Here is a 21,820-nt window from a genome sequence, read left to right as displayed (position 1 = left end):
AGACCACGGCCAACCGAAAAGGAGATCACCATGAAACACAGCACGCGCATGATCATCGCCACGCTCGCCGTTGCCGGTGCGCTCGCCGGCGGCGCCGCCTACGCGGCGCGCGGCGACGGCTACTGCGGCCCGGGCATGAGGGGAGGCGCCGCTGCCGAGAAGTTCGTCGGCAACCGCCTCGAACGGCTGCACGGCGAACTGAAGCTGAGCCCCGAGCAGGAAGGCGCCTGGAAGACCTGGTCCGGCGCGATGCAGGAAAAGGCGGCGAAGATGAAGGAACGGCGTCCCGACTTCGAAGCGCTGGCCAAGCTGCCGGCGCCGGAGCGCATGGCGCAGATGCTCGAGCGGCACAAGGAACGGCAGAAGGAGATGGAGGACGCGCTGGCTTCGCTGCGCAGCTTCTACGGCACGCTGACGCCGGAGCAGCAGAAGGTCTTCGACCGCTTCCAGCCCTTCGGCGGTCCCCATCGCGGCGCGCCGCGCGGCGGCGAAGGGCGACCGGGCCGCGGCTGAGCGTCGGCGCAAAAGAAAAACGCCCAGCGGCTGCTGGGCGTTTTGTCGTGTGGCGGAGTGGACGGGACTCGAACCCGCGACCCCCGGCGTGACAGGCCGGTATTCTAACCGACTGAACTACCACTCCGCGTCGGTGCGCTGCTGGGCGGCTGCGTGTGCAACCGCCGGTATGGCTGGCGTCCCCACGGGGATTCGAACCCCGGTTATCGCCGTGAAAGGGCGGTGTCCTAGGCCTCTAGACGATGGGGACCCGGTGCTGCTTCAGGTCGATGTTGCCGGCCTTTTTTCTTTCGATTTGCTGGTGGAGGTAAGCGGGATCGAACCGCTGACCTCTTGCATGCCATGCAAGCGCTCTCCCAGCTGAGCTATACCCCCGCTCGAAAGAAGCGCGCATTATAGGGAGCGAGGTGCCCCCTGTAAAGCGAAGTTTGCGCGAGCACGGAAATTTTCTGCGCGCTCAGCCGAGACCGCGCTGCAGGCGGGCGAGCACCGTCTCGCGCGGGAACAGCGCGACCACCGCGTCGACCGACGGCGTCTGCGCCTGGCCGGTGAGCAGCACGCGCAGCGGCATCGCCAGCTTCGGTATCTTCAGGCCGTGCTTGCCGACCGTTTCCTTGATCAAGGCGCCGATCGCCGGCGCTTCCCAGGCGACGCTCTTCACGCCTTCGGTGAAATCGGCGAGCGCCGGCTTCGCTTCTTCTGTCAGGTGCTGCGCGAGGATCTCGGCCCGCGGATGCAGGTCGATGTAGAACACCTCGGCGGCGTCGGCGAGTTCGTTCACGTTGCCGACGCGCTCCTTGTACAGGTCGACGATCGCTGCCAGCGACGGCGATCCGGTGACGGTCACGCCGCGCTCGTCGAAGCGCTTCTGCACCAGCGCAGCGAGGCGCGCGTTATCGGCCTGCTTGAGGTAGTGCGCGTTCAGCCAGTTCAGCTTCTCGGTGTTGAACTGTGCCGCCGACGGCGTGATGTGGTCGAGGTCGAACCACTCGACCAGCTGCGCGCGCGAGAAGATCTCGTCGTCGCCATGGGACCAGCCCAGCCGCGCCAAGTAATTGACGATCGCTTCCGGCAGGTAGCCGTTCTGCTCGTACTCCATGACGTTGACCGCGCCGTGGCGCTTGGAGAGCTTCTGGCCGTCGTCGCCGAGGATCATCGAGACGTGCGCGTAGGTCGGCACCGGCGCGCCGAGCGCCTTGAGGATGTTGATCTGGCGCGGCGTGTTGTTCACGTGGTCGTCGCCGCGGATGACATGGGTGATGCCCATGTCCCAGTCGTCGACGACGACGCAGAAGTTGTAGGTCGGCGTGCCGTCCGGGCGGGCGATGATCAGGTCGTCGAGCTCGGCGTTGGCGAACTCGATGCGGCCCTTGACCTTGTCGTCCCAGCCGACGATGCCGTCGGTCGGGCCGCGGAAGCGGATCACCGGCGCCACGCCGGCCGGCGGCTCGGGCAGCGTCTTGCCCGGCTCGGGGCGCCAGCGCCCGTCGTACTTCGGCTTCTCGCCGCGTTCGCGCTGCGCCTCGCGCATGGCGTCGAGCTCCTCGGGCGAGGCGTAGCAGCGGTAGGCGGTGCCGGCTTCCAGCATCTGCGCGACGACTGCCTTGTAGCGGTCCATGCGCTGCATCTGGTAGAACGGGCCTTCGTCGTAGCCGAGCTCGAGCCAGTCCATCGCCTGCAGGATGCCGTCGACCGCCTCCTGCGTCGAGCGGGCGACGTCGGTGTCCTCGATGCGCAGAATGAACTGGCCGCCGTGGCGGCGGGCGTAGGCCCACGAGAAGAGCGCGGTACGGGCGCCGCCGATGTGCAGGAAGCCGGTCGGGGAAGGGGCGAAGCGGGTGCGGACCATGGTCGTAGCCGAAGGGGGAAAAGCCGCGCATTTTACCCGCAATGGCGAAAAATTGACCCGCCGCCGGCGATTGTGGTTTAATGCGCGCCTCTATCGGGCGGTTAGCTCAGGGGTAGAGCACTGCCTTCACACGGCAGGGGTCACTGGTTCGATCCCAGTACCGCCCACCAAACCCGCGAAAAAGCCGGCTTTTGCCGGCTTTTTTGTTTTCGCGGCCCCGTGCTGCGTCCTCCCGGCCTCTCCTAAGTCCCGGTTTTGTATCGCCTTGTGCGTGGAAATTCGCGATGCATGGTGTAAAGTGCATATAGGCGAACCTGAAAAAGGGGAATGATCATGGCAGTCGAATCCGTAGCTTCCTCGTCGGCCACTGTCACTGCCGCCGCCCGGCAAACGACGGAACCCCGCCCGGCCGAGCAGCAGCCCGCGCCGCCGCCCGAGCAGCGTGCCGAGCAGAACGAGGAAGCGCCGCGGCCGGTGAAGAACGCCGAAGGGCAGACCACCGGTACGCGGATCAACGTCACCGCCTGACGGGCGGGGCTGGAAAAGGGAGGCGCCGGATGGCCACGCTGTCGGTTGCCGGTACCCAGTCTGCCGTCAGCCTGTTCTCGCAGCAGTTGCGTACGCAGCAGGCGCAGCAGCGCGCGGAGCAAGCCGAGACGGCGGCACGTGCGTTGCGCGCGCAGGCGCGCGGCGCACAGCAGGCTGCCGATCAGGCGCAGGAGAATGCACGCAACCTGAAGGTGCGCTCCGATCAGGCGCAAGGCGAGGCCGGCGCGGCGCGGCAGGCGGTGGTGTCGCTGGAATCGCTGGGCCGCGTCGACAGCGGCCTGCAGTCGATCCGCGAGGGTATCGCCGAGGGACTGGCCGCGCTCGACGCGGCGCCGGCGCCGGTGGTCAATGCCGACGGGCAGACGACGGGGACGCTGATCAACGTCACCGCCTGAAGATGGCGCGCGCGACCGGCGCGCAGGAACGGGGCCGACCGCAGGTCGGCCCTTTTGCGTTTATTGCAGGAACGAAGATGACTCCGGCCTTCCCGGAACCGAGCCACGAGCAGGCAGTCGCGGCCGCCGAGCGCATGCCGCTGATCGACGCGTTGAAGGGCGTCGCCGCGCAATTGATCCTCCTCCACCATCTGGTCAGCTACGGGCCGCTCGCCGAGGCCGCCAACCGGCTGCTGCCGGCGTTGAGCGGCTGGCTGTACGACTACGGGCGGATGGCGGTGCAAGTCTTCCTCGTCGTCGCCGGCTTCCTCGCGGCACGGGCACTGGCGCCGGACGGGGCGCCGGCGGCGCTCAAACCGCTGCCGCTGATCTGGCGCCGCTACGCGCGGCTGGCGCCGCCGTTCCTCGTCTCGATCCTGCTCGCTGTCGCCGCCGCGGCCGTCGCGCGTGGCAGCGTCGCCGGCGACATGGTGCCGGCGGCGCCGACGGCGGCCGAGTTGCTCGCCTACGTCGTCTTCCTGCACAGCCTGCTCGGCGTGCCGTCGCTGTCGACCGGGGTCTGGTACGTGCCGGTCGACCTGCAGCTCTATGCGTTGCTGGTCGCGCTGTTCTGGCTGTGCGGCCGGGCCGGCGAGGGGCGGCGGGCGGCGCTGGCGCTGGCGGGCGTGGCGCTGCTCGCGCTGGCCTCGCTGTTCTCGTTCAACCGCGATGCCGGACTCGACAACTGGGGGCTGTACTTCTTCTACGCCTACGCGCTGGGGGTGTTCGCCTGGTGGCTGTCGGACCGCGCCCGTTCACCGGGGTGGCTGCTGGCGGTGGCGGCCGTTGTCGCCGTTGCGCTGCTGCTCGACTTCCGCCTGCGCGTCGCGCTGGCGCTGGCCGTCGCGCTACTGCTCGCGCTCGCGCGCCGCCGCGGCTGGCTGCAGCGCTGGCCGGATTCGGCGCTGCCCGGCTATCTCGGCCGGATCTCGTTCTCGGTATTCCTCGTGCACTTCCCGGTCTTCATGCTGGTCAGCGCCGGTTACGTGCGGCTGGGGGCGGCGGGCGACGCGGCGGACGTGCTCGCGCTGCTGTTCGCCTGGGCCAGCGCGACGGCGGCGGGGGCGTTCTTCTTCCGCCACGTCGAAAGCCGCCGGCGCTGGCTGCCGGCCGGATGGCGCGCGGCGTTCAGTGCAGGTCGTCGCTGATACCCCAGAAGTCCCAAACCAGCTTGATCTGGTAGCCGAAGGCGTAGTCGAAGCCGGCGTACCAGTGGGCGAGCGGGGTGAAGAACAGGGTGGGCAGCGGATAATCGGTGGGTCGTTCGGTGTTCATGTGGTTCTCCTGTGGCAATTTTAACGGCAGCGAAAGGCGAAAGGTTGACTGACGATTCCGCGTTCTCCGCTGCGCTCGCTCGTGCGGCGGAATGGGTGGCACAGGCCGACGGCCTGCTCGTTGCCGCCGGTGCCGGCATGGGCGTCGATTCCGGGCTGCCCGACTTCCGCGGCACGCAGGGCTTCTGGCGGGCCTACCCGGCTCTCGGCCGCGCCCGCATCGCCTTCGAGGAAATCGCCAACCCGGCCGCGTTCCGCGCCGATCCGGCGCTGGCCTGGGGCTTCTACGGTCATCGCCTCGATCTCTACCGCCGCACGCAGCCGCATGCGGGCTTTGCGATCCTGAAGAAGTGGGCGGCGCGGATGGCGGACGGCGGCTTCGTGTTTACCAGCAACGTCGATGGCCAGTTCCAGAAGGCGGGTTTCGATCCGGCGCGGATCTGCGAAGTGCATGGCTCGATCCATCACCTGCAGTGCGCCGTGCCTTGCAGCGACGCGATCTGGTCGGCGGACGGCTTCCTGCCCGAGGTGGACGCGGCGGCGTGCCGGCTGCGCGGTGCGCCGCCGCGCTGCCCGCACTGCGGCGGGCTGGCGCGACCGAACATCCTGATGTTCGGCGACACGGGGTGGGTCGGGGCGCGCAGCGAGGGCCAGCAGGTGCGGCTCGACGCCTGGCGGCGGCGGGTCGGTCGGCTGCTGGTGGTCGAGCTGGGCGCCGGGCTGGCGGTGCCGACCGTGCGCTGGTTCGGCGAATCGCTCGGCGTGCCGCTGCTGCGGATCAACCCCGACGCGCCGGAATGCGGCCTGGCGCGCGCGCTCGGCCTGCCGCTCGGTGCCTCGGCGGCGCTGGCGGCGATCGACGCGCTGCTCGGTTAACGCTTGTGCGCGACCGGTTGCGGGTCGCGCAGGATCAGGACCGGGCTGGAGAACGGCGCCAGCCGTTCGAGGAAGTCGAGCAGCTCGAGCACCGGCGAGTTGCGGAAGAAGCGCGCCATCGGGGTGTCCATCCAGATGCGGTCGGCGTAGGCGCGGATCTCGTAGGGGGTGTCGCCGACGCCGTCGGCGTCGCGGTCGAAGCCCTCGTAGTCGTCCCAGTAGTTGCCCTGCCAGACGTTGCGGTCGTCACGCTCGTCGCCGCCGACGGTTGCCTGCCACAGGTTGTGCTCGAAGCGGTTGGCGAGCACCAGGTGGCCGCCGCGCTCGCCGTAGAAGCTGATGCCGGTGACGTTGTGCGACAGCCGGTTGCCGACGATGCTGATGCGGTTCAACGAGTGCAGCGGCGAGTCGGCAAGGACGCCGACCGCGCAGTGCAGGATGTCGTTGTCGTGCACCAGCGCCGCGCTCGACTCCTTCAGCGCGATGCCGGCGCCGGAGGCGTCGATCGCATGTGCGATATGGTTGCCGCGGATGACGATGCCGTCGGAGTTGAGGATGGTCAGCCCGGTGGCGTTGTGCGACAGACGGTTGCCCTCGACCAGGCTGCGGTGCGAGAAGAGGAAGTTCATCGCCCGCCGGCTGTCGCGGATGGTGTTGCCGACGTAGCGGTTGCGCGGCGAGTTGCTGATCGTCACGTCGCGGATCTGCGCGATGTCGTTCTTCTCGATGCGGTTGCCCATGCTGTACCACAGGCGCAGGCCGTCGCCGCGGTCGGCGATGTCCCAGGGCTTGGAGCGGATGCGGTTGCCGGCGACGAGGTTGTCGTTGGCACCGTGCAGCGTGATGCCGAAGAGCACGTCCTCGACCACGTTGTCCTCGATGCGGTTGCCGTCGCCCGCGACGACGATGCCGCTGTCGACCGCGTCGTGCGATTCGCCGGAGCGGACGATGCGCAGGCCGCGCACGACGGCGCCGCCGGTGCGGACGGTGAGCACGCTGCCGCGGCCGCCGCCGTCGAGGGTGACGGCACCGGCGCCGTCGAGGGTCAGCGGCTTGGCGAGGACGGCCGGCCCGGCATAGGTGCCGGGCGGCAGGCGCAGCACGGCGCCGGCGGGGGCGGCGTCGAGCCAGGGCTGCAGCGGCTGCGGCGCGGCATCGGCCGCGCCGGCGAGCAGCGGAACGAGCAGGATCAGGATTGCGCCGGCGGCTCGGCGGGCAGCCAGAGACATTTCCCCTTGCTTTCCTTCTGGATCGCGGCGAGCACGCGCGCGTGTTCGGCCAGCTCGTCGTCGCTCGCACGCAGCACCGGCGCCGGCCGCCGTTCGCGGTTGGCGGCGACCTCGAGCTGCGCGCCGGGCTGCGGCGCGAGGTCGATGATCAGGCTTTCCTGGCCGCGCGTCATCGCGACGTAGACGTCGGCAAGGATCTCGGCGTCGAGCAGCGCGCCGTGCAGCGAACGCTTCGAGTTGTCGACGCCGTAGCGGTCGCACAGCGCGTCGAGGTTGTTCTTCTTGCCCGGGTGCAGCTCGCGCGCCATCTTCAGCGTGTCGCGGACGTTGGCGCAGACCGTCGAGATCGGCGCCAGGCCGAGCATGTTCAGCTCGTAGTCGAGGAAGCCGACGTCGAACGCGGCGTTGTGGATGACCAGCTCGGCGCCGCGGATGAAGTCGAGGAATTCGTTGGCGACCTCGCCGAAGCGCGGCTTGTCGGCGAGGAACTCGCGGCTGATGCCGTGCACGGCGAGCGCGCCCTCGTCGATGTCGCGGTCCGGATTGACGTAGTAGTGCAGGTGGCGCCGTGTCAGCCGGCGGTTCACCATCTCGACGCAGGCCAGTTCGATGATGCGGTGGCCGAGGCGGGTTTCGAGGCCGGTGGTTTCGGTGTCGAGGAAGATCTGTCGCATGGTTTCGCATTCTGCCGCAGCGTTGCCGCCGGCGGCTTGATCGGGGTCGGGTTCGGGCTCAGCCGCGCGGTGCGCCGCCCAGTTCGTCGATGCCGCGGTTGGCCAGCGCGTCGGCGCGCTCGTTGCCCGGGTCGCCGGCGTGGCCCCGGACCCACAGCCATTCCAGCCGGTGCCTGGCGGCCAGCTGGTCGAGTTCCTGCCACAGGTCGGCGTTCTTCACCGGCTTCTTGTCCGAGGTCTTCCAGCCGTTCTTCTTCCAGCCGTGAATCCACTCGCTGATGCCCTTCTGCACGTACTGCGAGTCGGTGTGGACGCGCGCGCGCACCGGCCGCTTCAGCGCCTCCAGCGCGCGGATGACGGCGGTCAGCTCCATGCGGTTGTTGGTCGTCGCCGGCTCGCCGCCCCACAGTTCCTTCTCGTGCGCGCCGGCGCGCAGCAGCACGCCCCAGCCGCCGGGGCCGGGGTTGCCGCGGCAGCCGCCGTCGGCCCAGATGTCGATGATGTCGTTCTTGTCCTCATTGCCCATGCGGGCTCTCCTTCTGTGCGAGCGGCGACAGCGCCTTGGCGCGCGCCTTGCCGTTGCGCCAGGCCGGCAGCACCAGGCGCATGCTGTGCACGCGCTTGATCGCGCGCACCAGATAGACGCCGCCGGCGAACGGCCAGCCGTGGCGGCCGGCGTGCTCGATGAATTGCCAGCGCTGCAGCCAGGGGGCAGTCTTGCAGGGCGGCGCGTAGCAGCCGAAGCTGCCCTTGTCGACCTCGAAGCCGAGCAGCTGCAGCCAGTCCTTGACCCGCCGCAGCGTCAGGTACTGCCCCTGCCACGGAAACTCCGCCGAGCGCGGCGGCAGATAGCGGCGCGCGCCCCATAGCGACAACGGGTTGAAGCCGGTGATCACGACCTGCCCTTCCGGGATCAGCACGCGCTCGACCTCGCGCAGGATCTGGTGCGGCTCCTCGTAGAACTCCAGCACGTGCGGCAGCACGACGAGGTCGATGCTGTTCGCGGCGATCGGCAGCTGGCGCAGATCGCAGTTGACGTCGATGCGGCCGTCCGAGGTCGGCAGGCCGGCACGCTGGCGGAACGGGATGCGGTTCTGCGCGAGCAGGTCGATCTGCGGCATCCCCAGCTGCAGCGCGTTGTAGCCGAAGACGTCGGCGACCGTCGCGTCGATGCGCGCGCACTCCCAGTCGAGCACGTAGCGGCCCGGCGGCGACAGCAGCCAGCGTTCGAGCGCAGCGTTTGACATTAGGCGTGCTTCTCCGACAATAAGGCGATGAGCGCCCGATCCGATTCCGCTTCGTTTGACATCCGGCCGTTGCCGGCTTTCCGCGACAACTACATCTGGCTGCTCGCCGGCGACGGTTGCGCGGCGGTGGTCGACCCCGGCGACGCGGCGCCGGTCGAGGCCGCGCTTGCCGAAGCCGGGCTGCGCCTTGGCGCGATCCTCGTCACGCACCACCACGCCGACCACCAGGGCGGCGTCGAACGCCTCGTTTCCCGTTACGGGGCGGCGGTCTACGGACCGGCTGCCGAGTCTATCACAGGCCTCACCCACCCACTTCGAGGCGGCGAGCGGATCGCGATCGACGGCCTCGGCGCCGCCTTCGACGTCCTCGCCGTGCCCGGCCACACGCGCGGCCATCTCGCCTACCGTTCCGGCAAGCGGCTGTTCTGCGGCGACACGCTGTTCGGCGCCGGTTGCGGGCGGCTGTTCGAGGGCACGCCGGCGCAGATGGCGGCGTCGCTGGCGCGGCTCGCGGCGCTGCCGGACGACACCGAAGTCTATTGCGCGCACGAATACACCGAGATGAACCTGCGCTTCGCGGCGGCGGTCGAGCCGGACAATCCGGCGCTCCGCCGGCGCATCGCCGACGCCGCGGCGACGCGCGCGCGCGGCGCGCCGACGCTGCCGTCGACGATCGCGCTGGAAAAGGCGACCAACCCCTTCCTGCGTTGCACCGAGCCGGCGGTGGTCGCCGCGGCGCGGCGCCGCGATCCGGCGGCGACGGGGGAGGTGGCGGTGTTCGCCGCGATCCGCGGCTGGCGCAACGAGTTCTGAGTTACTGCACGGCGGCCGCGCCGGGGCGCGATTGCCACAGCCGGCCGAGGGTGTCGAGCACCTTCGCCGCGTTGAACGGCTTGATGATGAAGCCGGCGGCGCCGCCCTGGATCGATTCCTCGACGTTTTCCTTGCTCGGGCTGCCGGTGATCATCACCACCATCGTCTCCGGGCGGAATTCCTTGATCGCCTGCAGCGCCTCGAGGCCGTCCATCTCCGGCATCATCACGTCGAGACAGACGATGTCCGGCAGGTAGCGCTGCACTGCGTCGACGGCGAGCAGGCCGTTCTTCGCCTCGCCGACGATCTCGTAGTCCTCGCCGCGCAGGATGCCGCGCAGCAGCGTGCGCATCAGGTCGTTGTCGTCGACGATCAGGATTTTCGGGGCGGTGCGGCTCATTGCGGTAGCTCGGTTTCGGTGAGGTCCATCGAGGAGAGGGCGCAGACTCGGTCGCGCCCCTCGTTCTTCGCCTGGTAGAGGGCCTTGTCGGCGAGCTTGACCAGGTCGGTGGCGGCGGCTTCGGGCATGGCGACGCCGGAGGTGGCGCCGAAGCTCATCGTCAGGCGGCCGCCTTCGCCCTGCGGATGGGCGATGTCGAGCGCGTGGATGGCGCTGCGCATGCGCTCGGCGACGACCAGCGCGCCGGCCAGCGGCGTTTCCGGCAGGATCACGGCAAATTCCTCTCCGCCGTAGCGGGCGACGAAGTCGCCGCCGCGCACCACGGTCGCGGCGAGCGTGCCGGCGACGCGGCGCAGGCAGTCGTCGCCGGCCTGGTGGCCGAGGTTGTCGTTGAAGGCCTTGAAGCGGTCGACGTCGCACATCAGCAGCGAGAATTCGGTGCCATGGCGCATCGAACGCCGCCATTCGCGCTCCAGCGTTTCCTGGAAATGGCGGCGGTTGGCGATACCGGTCAGCCCGTCGAGCGAGGTCAGCCGGCGCAGCTCGCGATTGGCGATGTCGAGCTTCCGGGTCATCACCAGCAGCGAGTTGCGCATCTGGATGATGCGCTGCATCGCGCGAATCTTGGCGCCGAGCACGATCTCGCTGATCGGCTTGTAGAGGTAGTCGTCGCCGCCGGCGGCGATGCCTTGCTCGAGCGCCTCGTCGTCGGTCATCGAGGTCAGGAACAGGATCGGCGTCCAGTCGCCGGGCTTCTCCGCCGCGCGGATGCGGCGCGCCACCTCGAAGCCGTCGATGTCGGGCAGGACGATGTCGAGCAGCACCATGTCCGGCTGCTCGTCGATGAACAGTTCGACCGCACGCGTGCCGTTCTCGGCGGGAATGGGGGTGATCCCCATGCGTTCGAGGTGGTGGCAGACGAGCTTCAGGCTGATGCGCGTATCTTCGACGACGAGGGTCTTCATGCGGTGCCCAGGTTGTTGGCCGGCCGACGAGTTTGCAAGCGGCTCATTTTAGCCTGAATCGGCGCCGCGCCGTGTTCCCGGCAAAGCAGTGGGCGGCATGGTAAATTGATAAATCAGCAGATTCGAATGCAGCTGTCAGGCAATCCGCTGCCGCGCGCGGTGCCGGCGGCATTCCGTCTGGTTCCACCCGCCAGGAAACGAAGAGGTGAGAAAAATGTTCAAGAAAATCGACCCCGCCGCCCTTGTCCGCCATCCCCGCACCCGAAAATGGGGACTCCGCGCCGCCATCGCCTTCGCCGTCGTCGGCGTCCTCGGCTTCCTCGCGGCGCCGCCGCTGATCAAGCACCTTCTCGTCAGCCAGCTGGGCGAGGCCCTGCACCGCGAGGTCGCGGTCGAGTCGGTGAGCCTCAACCCCTATACGCTGACGGCGACGATCCGCGGCCTGTCGGTACGCGAGAAGGCGGCGGACGGCGCTGCCGGCCAGGCCGGCGCCGAGGTGCTCGGCTTCGATTCGCTGCGGGTGAACGCCGAACTCGGCTCGGCGGCCGTGGCCGGCATCGTCATCAAGGAAGTCGAGCTGCTCGGCCCGCGCCTGCGCGTGACGCGCCATCCCGACAAGCGCTACAACTTTTCCGATCTGCTCGACGAGTGGATGGCGAAGCCGAAGGAAGAGGGCGGGCCGCCGCCGCGCTTCTCGGTGAGCAACATCCAGATCAGCGGCGGCAAGCTCGAGTTCGACGACCGCCTGGAAGGGGTCAGCCATGCGGTGACCGACCTGACGCTGCGCCTGCCCTTCGTCTCCAGCCTGTCGTTCTTCGCCGATACCTACGTCGAGCCGCATTTCTCGGCGACGATCAACGGCGCGCCGCTGGTGCTCACCGGCAAGAGCCGCCCGTTCGCCGAATCGCACGAGAGCGAGCTGGCGCTCGACCTCGACAATCTGCAGCTGGCGCGCTATTTCGCCTATTCGCCGGTCGAGGTGCCGATCCGCATCGATTCCGGCGCGCTCGACAGCGAGTTGCGCCTGCGCTTCGTGCAGGCGAAGGACCAGCCACCGGCGCTGACCTTGGCCGGCAAGGTCGCGCTGAAGGCGCTCAAGCTCGCCGAAACGGACGGAACGCCGCTGTTCGCGCTGCAGCGGCTGGAGGTCGCGCTGCGCGAGGTCGACCTGGTCAAGCTCGCCGTCGGCATCGAACGGATCAGCATCGAGGCGCCGGAAGTCGACGCGCGCATCGACCGCGACGGCCGCCTCAACTGGCTGGCGCTGCTGCCCGCGGTGCCGGCGGCGAACGCCAAGCCGGCGGCGAAGGCCGGCAAGGAGGCCGCGGCGCCGCTGCGGCTGGCGATCGACCGGGTCGAGCTGAAGGGCGGCGCGGTCCGCCTGCACGACCGCTCGACCGGCAGCGAGCAGCGGCTCGCGCTGCGCGACCTGCAGGTCGATGCCGCGGGCTTCGACAGCAGCGGCGGCAAGCCGATGTCCCTGGCGCTGGCCTGGAAGGTGGACGGCGGCACGCAGGCGCAGATCGACGAAATTGCGGTGCGCCAGGGCAGCCTTGACCTGCACAAGTGCGAACTGCGCATCGGCGAATATGCGATGCGCGGCGTACGCCTGAACGTTGCCCGCGCCAAGGACGGCAGCCTGGCCTTCCTGCGCGCACCGGCGCTGAAGACGGCCGCGAAGCCCGACGGGGCTGCCGCAGGGGCCTCCGGCAAGCCGGCCGACGACGCCGGCGGCGGCGAGGCGCCCTGGCGCGTCGTCGTCGACAAGGTGACGCTCGCCGACCATCTGCTCCGTTTCGAGGACAACACCTTCTCGCCGGCGGCGGTGCAGACGGTCGAACTGAGCTCGCTCGAGGCGGCGAACGTATCGACGGCGCCGGACGCCGAGGCACAGCTCACGGCGAAGCTGCGCGTGAACAAGAAGGGCGAGGCGGAGATCGCCGGCAAGCTGCGCCCGCTGCAGTCGCAGGGCACGCTGCAGCTGGCACTGCGCGAGATCGAGCTGCTGCCGCTGCAGCCGTATTTCGGCGAGCTGCTGAACCTGACCGTGACCCGCGGCGTCGTCACCGCCAAGGGCGAGGTCGCCTTCGCGCCGGCCAAGGAGGGACTCGCGGCAGGCTACAAGGGGGACCTCACGCTCGGCGACTTCCACTCGGTGGACAAGGTCAATTCGGCCAACTTCCTGCGCTGGAAATCGTTCCACTTCGGCCAGGTCGATGTCGCCAGCAACCCGCTCGCGGTCAACGTCGGCGAGATCGCGCTGACCGACTTCTTCGCCCGCGTCATCGTCAGTCCGGAGGGCAAGCTCAACCTGCTGCAGATGGTGAAGGGCAAGGACGGCGAGGCGGCGCCAGCGGACGGCAAGGCTGCCGGCGAGCCGCCGGCCGCGGCACCCGTGCCGGCCGTCGTCAGCGGCGAGGGCAAGGCGGTGGCGACGCTGCCGCCGAAGCCCGAGAAGGCGGTGGTGCCGGTCAGGATCGGCAAGGTCACGCTGCAGGGCGGGCGCGTCGCCTTCACCGACAACTTCGTCAAGCCCAACTACTCGGCCAACCTGACCAAGGTCGGCGGTCGCGTCACCGGGCTGTCGTCCACCGCCGGCACGCTGGCCGACCTCGAGCTGCGCGGCACCTACAACGACCTGGCGCCGCTGACCGTCACCGCCAAGCTCAACCCCTTCGCCGCCAAGCGCTACCTCGACCTCGACGCCGAAGTGAAGGGCGTCGAGCTGACCGGCTTCTCGCCGTATTCGGGCAAGTACGCCGGCTACGCGATCGAGAAGGGCAAGCTGTCGCTGTTCCTCAAGTACAAGATCGACGACAATCAGCTGGTCGCCGAGAACCGCGTCTTCCTCGACCAGCTGACCTTCGGCGAGCCGGTGGAGAGCCCGACGGCGACCAAGCTGCCGGTGACGCTGGCGGTCGCGCTGCTGAAGAACCGCGCCGGCGAGATCGACATCAACCTGCCGATCGCCGGTTCGCTCGACGATCCCGAGTTCAGCGTCGGCGGCGTCATCGTCAAGGTCATCGTCAACCTCTTCGTCAAGGCGGTGACCTCGCCGTTCGCGCTGCTCGGCTCGCTGTTCGGCGGCGGCGAGGAGATGGCCTACGTCGAGTTCGACTACGGCTACGCGAGCATCTCCGGGCCGATGCTGGAGCGGATGAAGTCGCTGGCGAAGGCGCTCGAGGACCGTCCGGGGCTGAAGGTCGAGCTGGCCGGCCGGATCGATCCGGACAATGACCGCGAGGGTCTGAAGCACGCGCTGATGATGCGCCGCGTGAAGGCGCAGCGGCTCGAGGAGCTGGTCAAGCAGGGGGTGGAGAGCGGCTCGCTCGAGGACGTCGTGATCCCCGACAAGGATTACCCGCGCTACCTCGAGAAGGCCTACAAGGCCGAGAAATTCCCGAAGCCGCGCAACATCATCGGCCTGGTCAAGGACCTGCCGGTCGAGGAGATGGAGAAGCTGATGCTGGCCAACATGAAGGCCGACGACGAAGCGCTGCGCCGGCTGGCCGACCGCCGCGCGCGCAACGTCGCGCAGTGGCTGACCGAGGAGGGCAAGGTGGCGAGCGAGCGGGTGTTCATCCTGCAGCCGCACCTGACCCCGGGCGAGGGCCCGCAGCAGGAAAAGGCCAAGGGCAGCCGCGTCGATTTTTCACTGAAGTAGGACGATGAACGAAACGATCACCTATCTGCTGGCGGGCGGCATCGCCGCCGTCGCCGTGTTGCAACTGATCCTGCTCGCACGCAGCCGTGGTGCCGCCGACGGCGCTGCGCTCGACGCGCTGGTCGAGGAGCGCTTCCGCGCCGTCGAGGTCGTCCTCGAGCGGCAGACGCGCGAGTTGCGCGAGGAGTTGTCGCGCGTGCGCGCCGAGGCCGCCGAGACGGCGCGCGGCGACCGCGCCGAGCAGGCGGCGGCGCTCGACCGCCTCGGCCAGTCGCTGGCCGGCCAGGTCGGCCAGCTCGGCACGCTGCAGGCGCAGCAGTTCGAAGCCTTCGGCCAGCACCTCGCGCGGCTGACGCAGAGTTTCGACGCCCGCGTCGAGCAGTTGCGGCAGACCGTCGAGACGCGGCTCGCCGCGATCCAGGGCGACAATGCGGCGAAGCTCGAGGAAATGCGCAAGACCGTCGACGAGAAGCTGCATGCGACGCTGGAGCAGCGCCTCGGCGAATCGTTCAAGCTCGTCTCCGACCGCCTGGAGCTGGTGCATCGCGGGCTCGGCGAGATGCAGACGCTGGCCGCCGGCGTCGGTGACCTGAAGAAGGTGCTGTCCAACGTCAAGACGCGCGGCACCTGGGGCGAGGTGCAGCTCGCCGCGCTGCTCGAGCAGGTGCTGACCGCCGAGCAGTACGCCGAGAACGTGGCGACGCGGCCGCGGAGCAACGACCGCGTCGAGTTCGCGATCCGCCTGCCGGGCAAGGACGACGGCGAACCGGTGTGGCTGCCGATCGATGCCAAGTTCCCGATCGAGGACTACCAGAAGCTGCTGGAGGCGCAGGAGCGCGCCGATCCGGCGGCGGTCGAGGCGGCCGCGCGCGCGCTGGAGACGCGGCTGAAGAACGAGGCGAAGACGATCCGCGAGAAGTACGTCGAGCCGCCGCACACCACCGACTTCGCCATCCTCTACCTGCCGATCGAAGGGCTCTACGCCGAGGTGCTGCGCCGCCCAGGGCTGGCCGAGGCGCTGCAGCGCGACTGGCGCGTTTCGATCGCCGGCCCGACGACGCTGGCGGCGATGTTGAACAGCCTGCAGATGGGCTTCCGCACGCTCGCCATCGAGCAGCGCTCGTCCGAGGTGTGGGCCGTGCTCGGCGCGGTGAAGAGCGAGTTCGGCAAGTTCGGCGAGGCGCTTGCGCACACGAAGAAGAAATTGCAGGAGGCGAGCAACTCGATCGACAAGGCGGAGGTGCGCACGCGCGCGGTGACGAAGAAACTGAAGGCGGTCGAAGCGTTGCCGGCGGCCGACGCGAGCGCGCTGCTCGGCGCCGAGGACGACCTCTTCGCGGCGAACGACGAGGACGCGTGAGAACGCCGGAACTGGAGGCCGCCTACCGCGCCACCGCCTACTGCGTCGACCTGCCGGGGGGCGGCGTCAGTCTGCGCCTCGGCGAGGCCTCGCCGGCGCTCGTCGCTACCTTGGCCACACGCGGCATCGGGCGATGGGCGATCCTCTGCGCCGCCAACCCCGATACGCAGCGGCTCTCGGATGCCGACAACGCCCGGCGCTTCTCCGAGTTGTACGATTGCCTGGCGGCGGCCGGCTACGAGGGCTGGCTCGGCGTCAATCTCGCCGACGCCGGCGACTGGCCGCCGGAGGCCAGCGTCTTCGTGCCCGGGCTGGCGCGCGACGAGGCCTTGCGGCTGGCGGCGCGCTTCGGGCAGAACGCGATCGTCGCCGGCGATGCGGCCGGGGTGCCCGAGCTGGTTTGGGTCGGGTGAGCGCCCGCCGCCGGGGGCGACGGCGTCGGCCGCCGACGCTCAGCGTGCCCGTGCCGTCGCCTGCAGGCAGGCCGGTGCGGCGGCCGGGGCGCCGGTCAGCAGCGGCCGCAGCAGCGGCTCGACTTCCCTGACGATCTGCACCGGCAACGCCGACGTGAACTCGTAGTCGGCGGCCGCCGCGCCCGGCACGTAGGCGGTGGCGACGCCGTAGAAGCGCTCGCCGAGGAAGAAGGCGAAGGTCGCCGCGCGGTTCATCACCCGCGAGCTGACCGACTGCCCGCTGCTGTCGACGATGTGGTAGCGGTGGTCGCCGGTGCCGGTCTTGCCGCCGACCGCGAGCGGCGTACCCTCGACGTCGCGGTAGGCGCCGCGCAGCCGGCGCGCGGTGCCGTTGTCGACGACGCGCAGCATCGCCTGCCGCGCCGCCGCGGCGACTTCGGCCGGCAGCACGCGTTCGCCGTCGGCCGGGGCGAGCAGCAGCCGGGTCTCGAACGGCGTCGCGGCGGCGAAGCGCAGTTCGCTGATGCGCACGACCGGCCGGCGGACGCCGTCGTTGAGCAGGATGCCGGCAAGCTCGGCGAGCGCCGCCGGGCGGTCGGCCGAGCTGCCGATGGCGGTGGCCAGCGATGGCGCCAGCTGCTCGAAGGGGTAGCCGAGGCGGCGCCATTCGGCGGCCAGCCGCTCGAAGGCGGCGACCTCGACGATGATCGCCAGGCGCAGGTCCTGCGCATGCCGGTAGCGGCTCTTGAACAGCCAGCTGGCGGCGGCGCTGCGCTCGCCGGTGCTGGCCGCGAGCAGCTCGTCCCAGCTCGCCTCGGGGTGCCGCTGCAGGTGGCCGGCGAGCCACAGTTCGAGCGGGTGCAGGCGGGCGAGGTAGCCCCAGTCGGCGAGCGCGAACGACTTGCCGGCGTAGGTGCCATGCAGGCGGCGCAGCGCCGCGTCGTCGCCGGCGCGCGGGCCGAGGCGGCCGCGCACGAAGTCGGCGAAGTCGCCGAAGTCGGCCGGCGCGCCGCCGCTGCCGAAGTAGGCGGCGGCCAGCCGCGACGGCTTGTCGCCGGCGCTTTCGGCGAGCAGCCGGCGCCGCTCGTCGGGCGCCTGGTCGCGGTACTTGTGCCAGAAGCGCAGCAGGTAGGCCTGCCCCTCGCGGTCGGCGAAACGCTCGAGGAAGGCGTGCCGCGCCGCCTCGTCGCCGTCGCGCAGCCCGCGCGCCGGCGCGTCCACGGCCTCGTAGGCGTGGTAATGGACGACGTCGCGCATCACCCGCACGAAGGAAAGGTTGATCGACTGCTCGAGCGCCTCGGCGACGCTCGGATTCTTCGCGTCGTCCTCGCGCTTGAAATTCTCGAAGCGGTGCGCGCCGCCGCCGGTGAAGAAGGTCTCGTGCGGGTTCGCCGAATAGCGCCGGGCGAGCGCGGCTTCGAGCATCGGCGTCAGTCCGCGCTCCTTCGCGTTCGCCAGGTAGTCGAGCGCCCAGCGGCTCAGGCGGTCGCCCGGCGCCGCCCGCACCCTGGCGAGCGCCGCCGGCCCGAGCCCGGCGTAGCGCCGGTGCAGGTCGGCGATCACCGCGAGATAGGACACCAGCGTCCGCAGCTTGGCGCTCGAGCCGAGGTCGAGACGGGTGCCGGCGTTGATGTCGAGCGGCTGGTCGAGGTTGTCGGCCTGCACGCGCAGCAGGTTGCCGAGCCCGGCGCGTTCGTAGAGGGAGAAGCTGTAATGCACCGCCGCCGGCTCGCCGCGGGCCAGCAGGCGCGGCGCGAGGAAGCCGGCGCAACGCAGGTAGTCGGGGTCGGCGAGCTGCGCCAGGTAGCCGGTGACGGCGGCCTGCGCGGCGCCGTCGAGCGTGCTCCGGGCGTCGAGATCGAGGCGGTCGAGGGTGTGCAGGTCGCTCTCGCCGAGCAGTTCGCCGAGGTGCACGCGGGCGTCGTTCACCGCCTTCCGCTGCGCGAAAGCGATCCGCTCGCCGTCGCCGCCGCGCCGCTGCGGCGCCACCTGCACCGCCAGCGCCCATTCGCGCAGGTTCTCGTCGATCACGCCGTCGCGCGCGAGCAGCCGGATGTGGCTGTCGGCGAGTGCCGCGAGCCGCGCCGGGTTGGCGCCGAGCAGGTCGCTCGGACGGCGCTGGGCGATGATCAGCGACAGCGCTTCCTTGAAGGCGCGGGCACGTCGTTCGGGGTCGGCGGCGGCGTCCTTCAGCAGCCGGTTGGCGTCGGCGAAGTCGCGGCCGTACCAGGCCCACAGCCCGTCGCCGAGGCCGTTGACCTCGCCGTAGGCGGGCATGCCGCCGAGCGGCACCGAGTTCAGGAAGTCGAGCACGATGCGGCGGCGCGCCGCCAGCGTGTCCTCGCCGTCCTGGTAGGCGCGCAGCGAGGCCGACACCATCTGCCGCCACTTGTCGTCGGCGTCGCGGGTGCGCCCGCCCGGCGAGTGGCGGAACTTCTCGATCTGCGTCGCCAGCGTGCTGCCGCCGGCGCGTGCGGCGTCGGCACTGAGCGCGCGCAGCGCCTGGCCGGCGGCGGCCTGGCCGAGTCGCCCCCAGTCGATCGCCGGGTTGCGCGTCGGCGCGTCGTCATCGAGCAGGCCGCGGTTCTCGACGTAGAGCAGGGCATCGACCAGCAGCGGCGGGATGTCGTCGAAGTCGGCGTACTGGCGTTCGGGATAGCGGCGCAGGTGCAGCGTCTCGTCACGCTGGTCGAACAGCGCCAGGCCGGCCTGCGACTTCTCGCGGTAGATCGGATAGAAGCCGTGCGCGGTCAGTTCGCGGAAACCGTCCGACTGCCGCGCCTGCTCGGTGATCGTGTAGCCGTCGGCGACCAGCTGCGGCAGCATGTCCTTCATCCGGCTGTAGCCGAGGCGGATGTCGTAGGGGCCGGAGCGGGGCAGCCAGATGCCGGCGTCGGCGCCGTCGGCCAGCGTCCATGCGGCGCGGCCGGCCATTGCCGAAAACACCCGCGCCTGCATCGCCGAGTCGTGCATCTCCCAGATGATGCCGGCGACGGCCAGCGCCGGCAGCGTGACGGTCAGCGCCGCATGCAGCCAGCGAAAGCGCCGCCGGCGCCGGGCTTGCCGGGGACTTGTCAGGAAGCATTCCCTATCCATGCCGACGTTCCCTCCCGCCAACGACAACCGCATTTCCGCGGCTGCGGCCGCCGCGCCGGACGGGCGTCCGGTGGCGCAACCGCACACACAGTGTAGACCATTGTCGCGGCGGGAAATTTCCGCAGCGTGACGGTCGCCGGCGTCGTGCCGGCGGCCGGGGCGGCGGGCGAAACGGCTGCGCCGCGCCGATTACAAAGCTTTACAATTCGCGCCGGCGTCAACAAACTTCGCTTACAAGTCCCCCGCAACATGCGAAGCGTGGCAGTCGGCCACGGCAGGCGCGGGGTGACCTCATGGGCAAACTCTTTCTCAGCATGTTGATCGGTGCAATCGTGATGCTGGTCGTAAACGACGACGCGCGGGGCGGCCTGCGCGACTCGCTGCGTACGGCCGCGCTGGCGCTGGCGGAGGCCGTGCGGCAATGATTCCGCGGCGTGCCCTCGTTGCGGCGCTGAGCGTGCTGCTGCTGGCCGCGGCGTTGCCCGCGCCGGCCTTCGACGGCGGGCGCGGCGGGCCGTGGGCGCAGGAACGGCCGCAGCGCGACCGTCAGTATCCACCGCAGCGGCGCGACGACTGGCGGGACGCGCAGCGCGATTTCCGGCGCGGCGACGGCTTCCAGCCGCCGCAGTATCCGCAGCGCCTGTCGCCCGACGAGCGCCGCCAGCTGCGCCGCGACCTGCACGACGCCAACCGCGACATGCGGCCCGGGCGCCGCGACTACCGGCGCTGAACGCCGGTCACCCCCGCCAGGGTATTTCTTCGCAACGAGTCGGTGCACGACTCGGGCGTCCGCGCGGCGACCTCCTCGTGACGCGCTGATGCGCGGTGCTTAGGGCGTGTTCACAGTAGATTCGTGGAGCGCGTTGCCCCGTCAAGGTGGCGGATGCTAGGCGCGCGGCGCTGCCCGCGCTGAAGTGCGGGCAAGCCGTGCAACGACGCAGGCGCCACCTTGACGGGGCAACCCTTCGGGACGCTGCCTGCGCGGGCGCATCGCGGCGTTGCGGCGGCTTGCCTGGCACCAGCCAGGCTGCGCCGCCGCGCCTTGCGCTGCACCCCGCGCAGGTAGCGTCGCGCCCATGAATCTACCGTGAACACGCCCTAGCTACCCGCGAGCGCCGCCTCGGCCCAGCTGCGCGCCTCGCGCGCGGCCGCCTCGACCTGCGCTTGCGCGATGTCCAGCGCATCGGCGAACTTCGCCGCCTGTTCGCCGCGCCCCTTCTCCACCGCCAGCGCCAGCAGCAGGAAGCGGCCGTAGGGTCCGGCGCTGTCCAGCAGCACCTCGGCCACCTGCGCCGGCAGCTTCATCCGCCGCACCACCTGATCCATCGGCAGTCCGAGCAGACTGTCCATCAGCGACAGCAGGCCGACCAGGAACAGCTCGTCGCCGGCCGGCTTGCCGAGCCGGCCGGCCGCCGCCAGCTCGAGGAAGCGCGCCCGCCACAGCGCCATCTCCAGCAGTGCTTCGTCGCGGCCGCTGCCGCCGGTACGGAACATCGCAATCGACAGCCAGCGGTAGACCGTCGCCCGCCCGAGCACCAGCAGCGCCTGTTCGAGGCTGGCCACCGGCGAGGCGAGACCGGCTGCCGGCGAGTTGGCCATGCCGACGATCTTTACGGCGATGCCGGGGTCGCGCTTGGCGACCGCGGCGATTTCGTCGAGCTCGGCGTCGCTGCGCAGCAGGTTGAGCATCTCGATCAGAATCAGCCGGCTCTGGTCGAGCCTGTCGCGCGGCTCCTGGTCGTCGGCGCCGGCGGCAAAGTCGCCGAGCGAGTAGGTCAGGCCGAGCGACTGGCAGAGGCGGTGCTCGGCCCAGCTGGCGATGCCGTCGGCGGCGAGGGCCAGCTGCGGCTGCCGGCGCAGCTCGCGTACGCGGCGCTCGAAGGCGTCGAGCGCATGCGTGCGGAAGTCGAGGATGAGCAGGTCGGCCAGGGTGAGCGCGTCGGCGACGGCGGCGCCGGCATCGCCGAGCGCGACGCGGCCGCCGGCATCGCGGATTTCGCGCAGCTCCGCCAGCCAGTCGGCGGGCGGCTCGCCGGCGGCCGGCGGCGCGACGAGGAAGTGCGTGCCGGCGGCGACGAAGGGGCGGAAATCGGCGCGCCGCCAGTCGCCGGCCGCGAGCGGCACGAGCGCCAGCCGTCGATTGGCGAACTGGGCGAGGTTCTCGGCGGCGAGCGCCGCCAGCGTTTCGCCGAGATCCGGCGCCAGTTCGCTGCCGAGGCGGCGGACCCGAAAGCGGTAGCCGGCGATGCGCGAGCGCGCGTCGATCAGTTCCTCGCGGTGAACGATCGTGCTGCGCACGGCCGGGGCGTCGGCCGGCAGCCGGGCGGCCGGAGGCGGCGGCCGCGAGCCGAAGGGGTCGTCGTTGAAGTCGGCGGTTGTCTCGGCGCCGCCGATCAGTCGCTTCATCAGTCTGCCGAGGGGCATGGCGGCGTGCGGGGAGTCGGTTCTGGGGATGACCGATTCT

21 protein-coding genes and 4 tRNA genes are annotated in these 21,820 nt (G+C 70.4%); 12 read left to right on the top strand and 13 right to left on the bottom strand.

Annotation, left to right across the window (positions count from 1 at the left end; translation table 11 throughout):
- Positions 1–30: 30 nt before the first annotated feature.
- Positions 31–513 (top strand): Spy/CpxP family protein refolding chaperone, encoded by a 483-nt coding sequence (locus tag IWH25_RS14125; RefSeq protein WP_203386417.1) that lies wholly within the window; start codon positions 31–33, stop codon positions 511–513.
- A 50-nt stretch (positions 514–563) separates the two neighbouring features.
- Here the strand turns inward: IWH25_RS14125 and IWH25_RS14120 are convergent.
- From IWH25_RS14120 to gltX, 4 genes are all read right to left on the bottom strand, one after another.
- Positions 564–640: transfer RNA gene (locus tag IWH25_RS14120), tRNA-Asp, on the bottom strand.
- Positions 641–687: 47 nt separating this feature from the next.
- Positions 688–763, bottom strand: a tRNA-Glu gene (locus tag IWH25_RS14115).
- Between the two features lie 49 nt (positions 764–812).
- Positions 813–888: transfer RNA gene (locus IWH25_RS14110), tRNA-Ala, on the bottom strand.
- Between the two features lie 82 nt (positions 889–970).
- On the bottom strand, positions 971–2,362 hold the full coding sequence (gene gltX / locus IWH25_RS14105) for a glutamate--tRNA ligase (protein WP_203386416.1): 1,392 nt from the start codon (positions 2,360–2,362) through the stop codon (positions 971–973).
- Positions 2,363–2,457: 95 nt separating this feature from the next.
- Between gltX and IWH25_RS14100 the strand changes: the two genes are divergently transcribed.
- The 4 genes from IWH25_RS14100 (at position 2,458) to IWH25_RS14085 (ending at position 4,493) form a co-directional block, all read left to right on the top strand.
- A tRNA-Val gene (locus IWH25_RS14100) sits at positions 2,458–2,532 on the top strand.
- 163 nt (positions 2,533–2,695) lie between these two features.
- Positions 2,696–2,890, top strand: a complete 195-nt coding sequence (locus IWH25_RS14095; protein ID WP_203386415.1) for a hypothetical protein — start codon at positions 2,696–2,698, stop codon at positions 2,888–2,890.
- A 29-nt stretch (positions 2,891–2,919) separates the two neighbouring features.
- Positions 2,920–3,306, top strand: coding sequence for a hypothetical protein (locus IWH25_RS14090; protein ID WP_203386414.1), 387 nt, complete (start codon positions 2,920–2,922; stop codon positions 3,304–3,306).
- A 77-nt stretch (positions 3,307–3,383) separates the two neighbouring features.
- Positions 3,384–4,493 (top strand): acyltransferase family protein, encoded by a 1,110-nt coding sequence (locus IWH25_RS14085; protein ID WP_203386413.1) that lies wholly within the window; start codon positions 3,384–3,386, stop codon positions 4,491–4,493.
- On the opposite strand, the gene IWH25_RS14080 is transcribed toward IWH25_RS14085, so the two are convergent.
- Positions 4,474–4,620, bottom strand: a complete 147-nt coding sequence (locus tag IWH25_RS14080; RefSeq protein WP_203386412.1) for a hypothetical protein — start codon at positions 4,618–4,620, stop codon at positions 4,474–4,476. The two genes, IWH25_RS14085 and IWH25_RS14080, sit on opposite strands and share 20 nt — an antisense overlap.
- Before the next feature lie 44 nt (positions 4,621–4,664).
- On the opposite strand from IWH25_RS14080, the gene IWH25_RS14075 reads away from it, so the two are divergent.
- On the top strand, positions 4,665–5,495 hold the full coding sequence (locus IWH25_RS14075) for an SIR2 family NAD-dependent protein deacylase (RefSeq protein ID WP_238998909.1): 831 nt from the start codon (positions 4,665–4,667) through the stop codon (positions 5,493–5,495).
- Here IWH25_RS14075 and nosD read toward each other — a convergent pair.
- From nosD to IWH25_RS14055, 4 genes are read right to left on the bottom strand one after another with little or no spacing between them, the layout of a single operon-like run.
- On the bottom strand, positions 5,492–6,724 hold the full coding sequence (nosD, locus tag IWH25_RS14070; protein WP_203386411.1) for a nitrous oxide reductase family maturation protein NosD: 1,233 nt from the start codon (positions 6,722–6,724) through the stop codon (positions 5,492–5,494). The two genes, IWH25_RS14075 and nosD, sit on opposite strands and share 4 nt — an antisense overlap.
- Positions 6,685–7,398 carry a DNA polymerase III subunit epsilon gene (gene dnaQ, locus IWH25_RS14065; protein WP_203386410.1) on the bottom strand — a complete coding sequence of 238 codons (714 nt, stop codon included), beginning with the start codon at positions 7,396–7,398 and terminating at the stop codon, positions 6,685–6,687. Before dnaQ ends, nosD begins: the two co-directional genes overlap by 40 nt.
- A 58-nt stretch (positions 7,399–7,456) precedes the next feature.
- Positions 7,457–7,924, bottom strand: coding sequence for a ribonuclease HI (gene rnhA, locus IWH25_RS14060; protein WP_203386409.1), 468 nt, complete (start codon positions 7,922–7,924; stop codon positions 7,457–7,459).
- Complete coding sequence (locus IWH25_RS14055; protein WP_203386408.1) at positions 7,914–8,645, bottom strand: class I SAM-dependent methyltransferase; 732 nt, start codon at positions 8,643–8,645, stop codon at positions 7,914–7,916. The genes rnhA and IWH25_RS14055 overlap by 11 nt, the downstream gene beginning before the upstream one ends.
- A gap of 27 nt (positions 8,646–8,672) precedes the next feature.
- Here IWH25_RS14055 and gloB point away from each other — a divergent pair, with 27 nt between their 5' ends.
- Positions 8,673–9,458, top strand: a complete 786-nt coding sequence (gene gloB / locus IWH25_RS14050; RefSeq protein WP_203386407.1) for a hydroxyacylglutathione hydrolase — start codon at positions 8,673–8,675, stop codon at positions 9,456–9,458.
- A 1-nt stretch (position 9,459) separates the two neighbouring features.
- Here the strand turns inward: gloB and IWH25_RS14045 are convergent, their stop codons facing one another.
- Both IWH25_RS14045 and IWH25_RS14040 read right to left on the bottom strand, forming a co-directional pair.
- Positions 9,460–9,858, bottom strand: coding sequence for a response regulator (locus IWH25_RS14045; protein ID WP_203386406.1), 399 nt, complete (start codon positions 9,856–9,858; stop codon positions 9,460–9,462).
- A complete protein-coding gene (locus IWH25_RS14040) occupies positions 9,855–10,823 on the bottom strand; it encodes a GGDEF domain-containing response regulator (protein WP_203386405.1) in 969 nt (322 codons plus the stop codon). The genes IWH25_RS14045 and IWH25_RS14040 overlap by 4 nt, the downstream gene beginning before the upstream one ends.
- Before the next feature lie 214 nt (positions 10,824–11,037).
- Between IWH25_RS14040 and IWH25_RS14035 the strand changes: the two genes are divergently transcribed.
- The 3 genes from IWH25_RS14035 to IWH25_RS14025 are packed head-to-tail and all read left to right on the top strand — an operon-like array spanning position 11,038 to position 16,260.
- Positions 11,038–14,487 (top strand): DUF748 domain-containing protein, encoded by a 3,450-nt coding sequence (locus IWH25_RS14035; protein ID WP_203386404.1) that lies wholly within the window; start codon positions 11,038–11,040, stop codon positions 14,485–14,487.
- Positions 14,488–14,491: 4 nt separating this feature from the next.
- Positions 14,492–15,847: a DNA recombination protein RmuC gene (locus IWH25_RS14030; protein ID WP_203386403.1), complete on the top strand. Its 1,356-nt coding sequence runs from the start codon at positions 14,492–14,494 to the stop codon at positions 15,845–15,847.
- Complete coding sequence (locus IWH25_RS14025) at positions 15,844–16,260, top strand: DUF3293 domain-containing protein (RefSeq protein ID WP_203386402.1); 417 nt, start codon at positions 15,844–15,846, stop codon at positions 16,258–16,260. The genes IWH25_RS14030 and IWH25_RS14025 overlap by 4 nt, the downstream gene beginning before the upstream one ends.
- A 39-nt stretch (positions 16,261–16,299) precedes the next feature.
- Here IWH25_RS14025 and IWH25_RS14020 read toward each other — a convergent pair whose 3' ends face one another.
- The gene (locus IWH25_RS14020) at positions 16,300–19,356 is read right to left on the bottom strand and encodes a transglycosylase domain-containing protein (protein WP_203386401.1); all 3,057 of its coding nucleotides are present in this window, start codon (positions 19,354–19,356) and stop codon (positions 16,300–16,302) included.
- A 293-nt stretch (positions 19,357–19,649) separates the two neighbouring features.
- On the opposite strand from IWH25_RS14020, the gene IWH25_RS19235 reads away from it, so the two are divergent.
- Together IWH25_RS19235 and IWH25_RS14015 are read left to right on the top strand one after the other, a co-directional pair.
- Positions 19,650–19,781 carry a hypothetical protein gene (locus tag IWH25_RS19235; RefSeq protein WP_275403816.1) on the top strand — a complete coding sequence of 44 codons (132 nt, stop codon included), beginning with the start codon at positions 19,650–19,652 and terminating at the stop codon, positions 19,779–19,781.
- Positions 19,778–20,086, top strand: a complete 309-nt coding sequence (locus IWH25_RS14015; protein ID WP_203386400.1) for a hypothetical protein — start codon at positions 19,778–19,780, stop codon at positions 20,084–20,086. The genes IWH25_RS19235 and IWH25_RS14015 overlap by 4 nt, the downstream gene beginning before the upstream one ends.
- A 368-nt stretch (positions 20,087–20,454) precedes the next feature.
- On the opposite strand, the gene IWH25_RS14010 is transcribed toward IWH25_RS14015, so the two are convergent.
- Positions 20,455–21,762 carry an EAL and HDOD domain-containing protein gene (locus IWH25_RS14010; protein WP_203386399.1) on the bottom strand — a complete coding sequence of 436 codons (1,308 nt, stop codon included), beginning with the start codon at positions 21,760–21,762 and terminating at the stop codon, positions 20,455–20,457.
- Positions 21,763–21,820 lie beyond the last annotated feature (58 nt).

The sequence above is a fragment of the Azospira restricta genome (assembly GCF_016858125.1).
Lineage (GTDB): Bacteria > Pseudomonadota > Gammaproteobacteria > Burkholderiales > Rhodocyclaceae > Proximibacter > Proximibacter restrictus.
The sequence above is the reverse complement of the archived record's forward strand: the minus strand, read 5'-3'. Positions and strand labels throughout refer to the sequence as shown.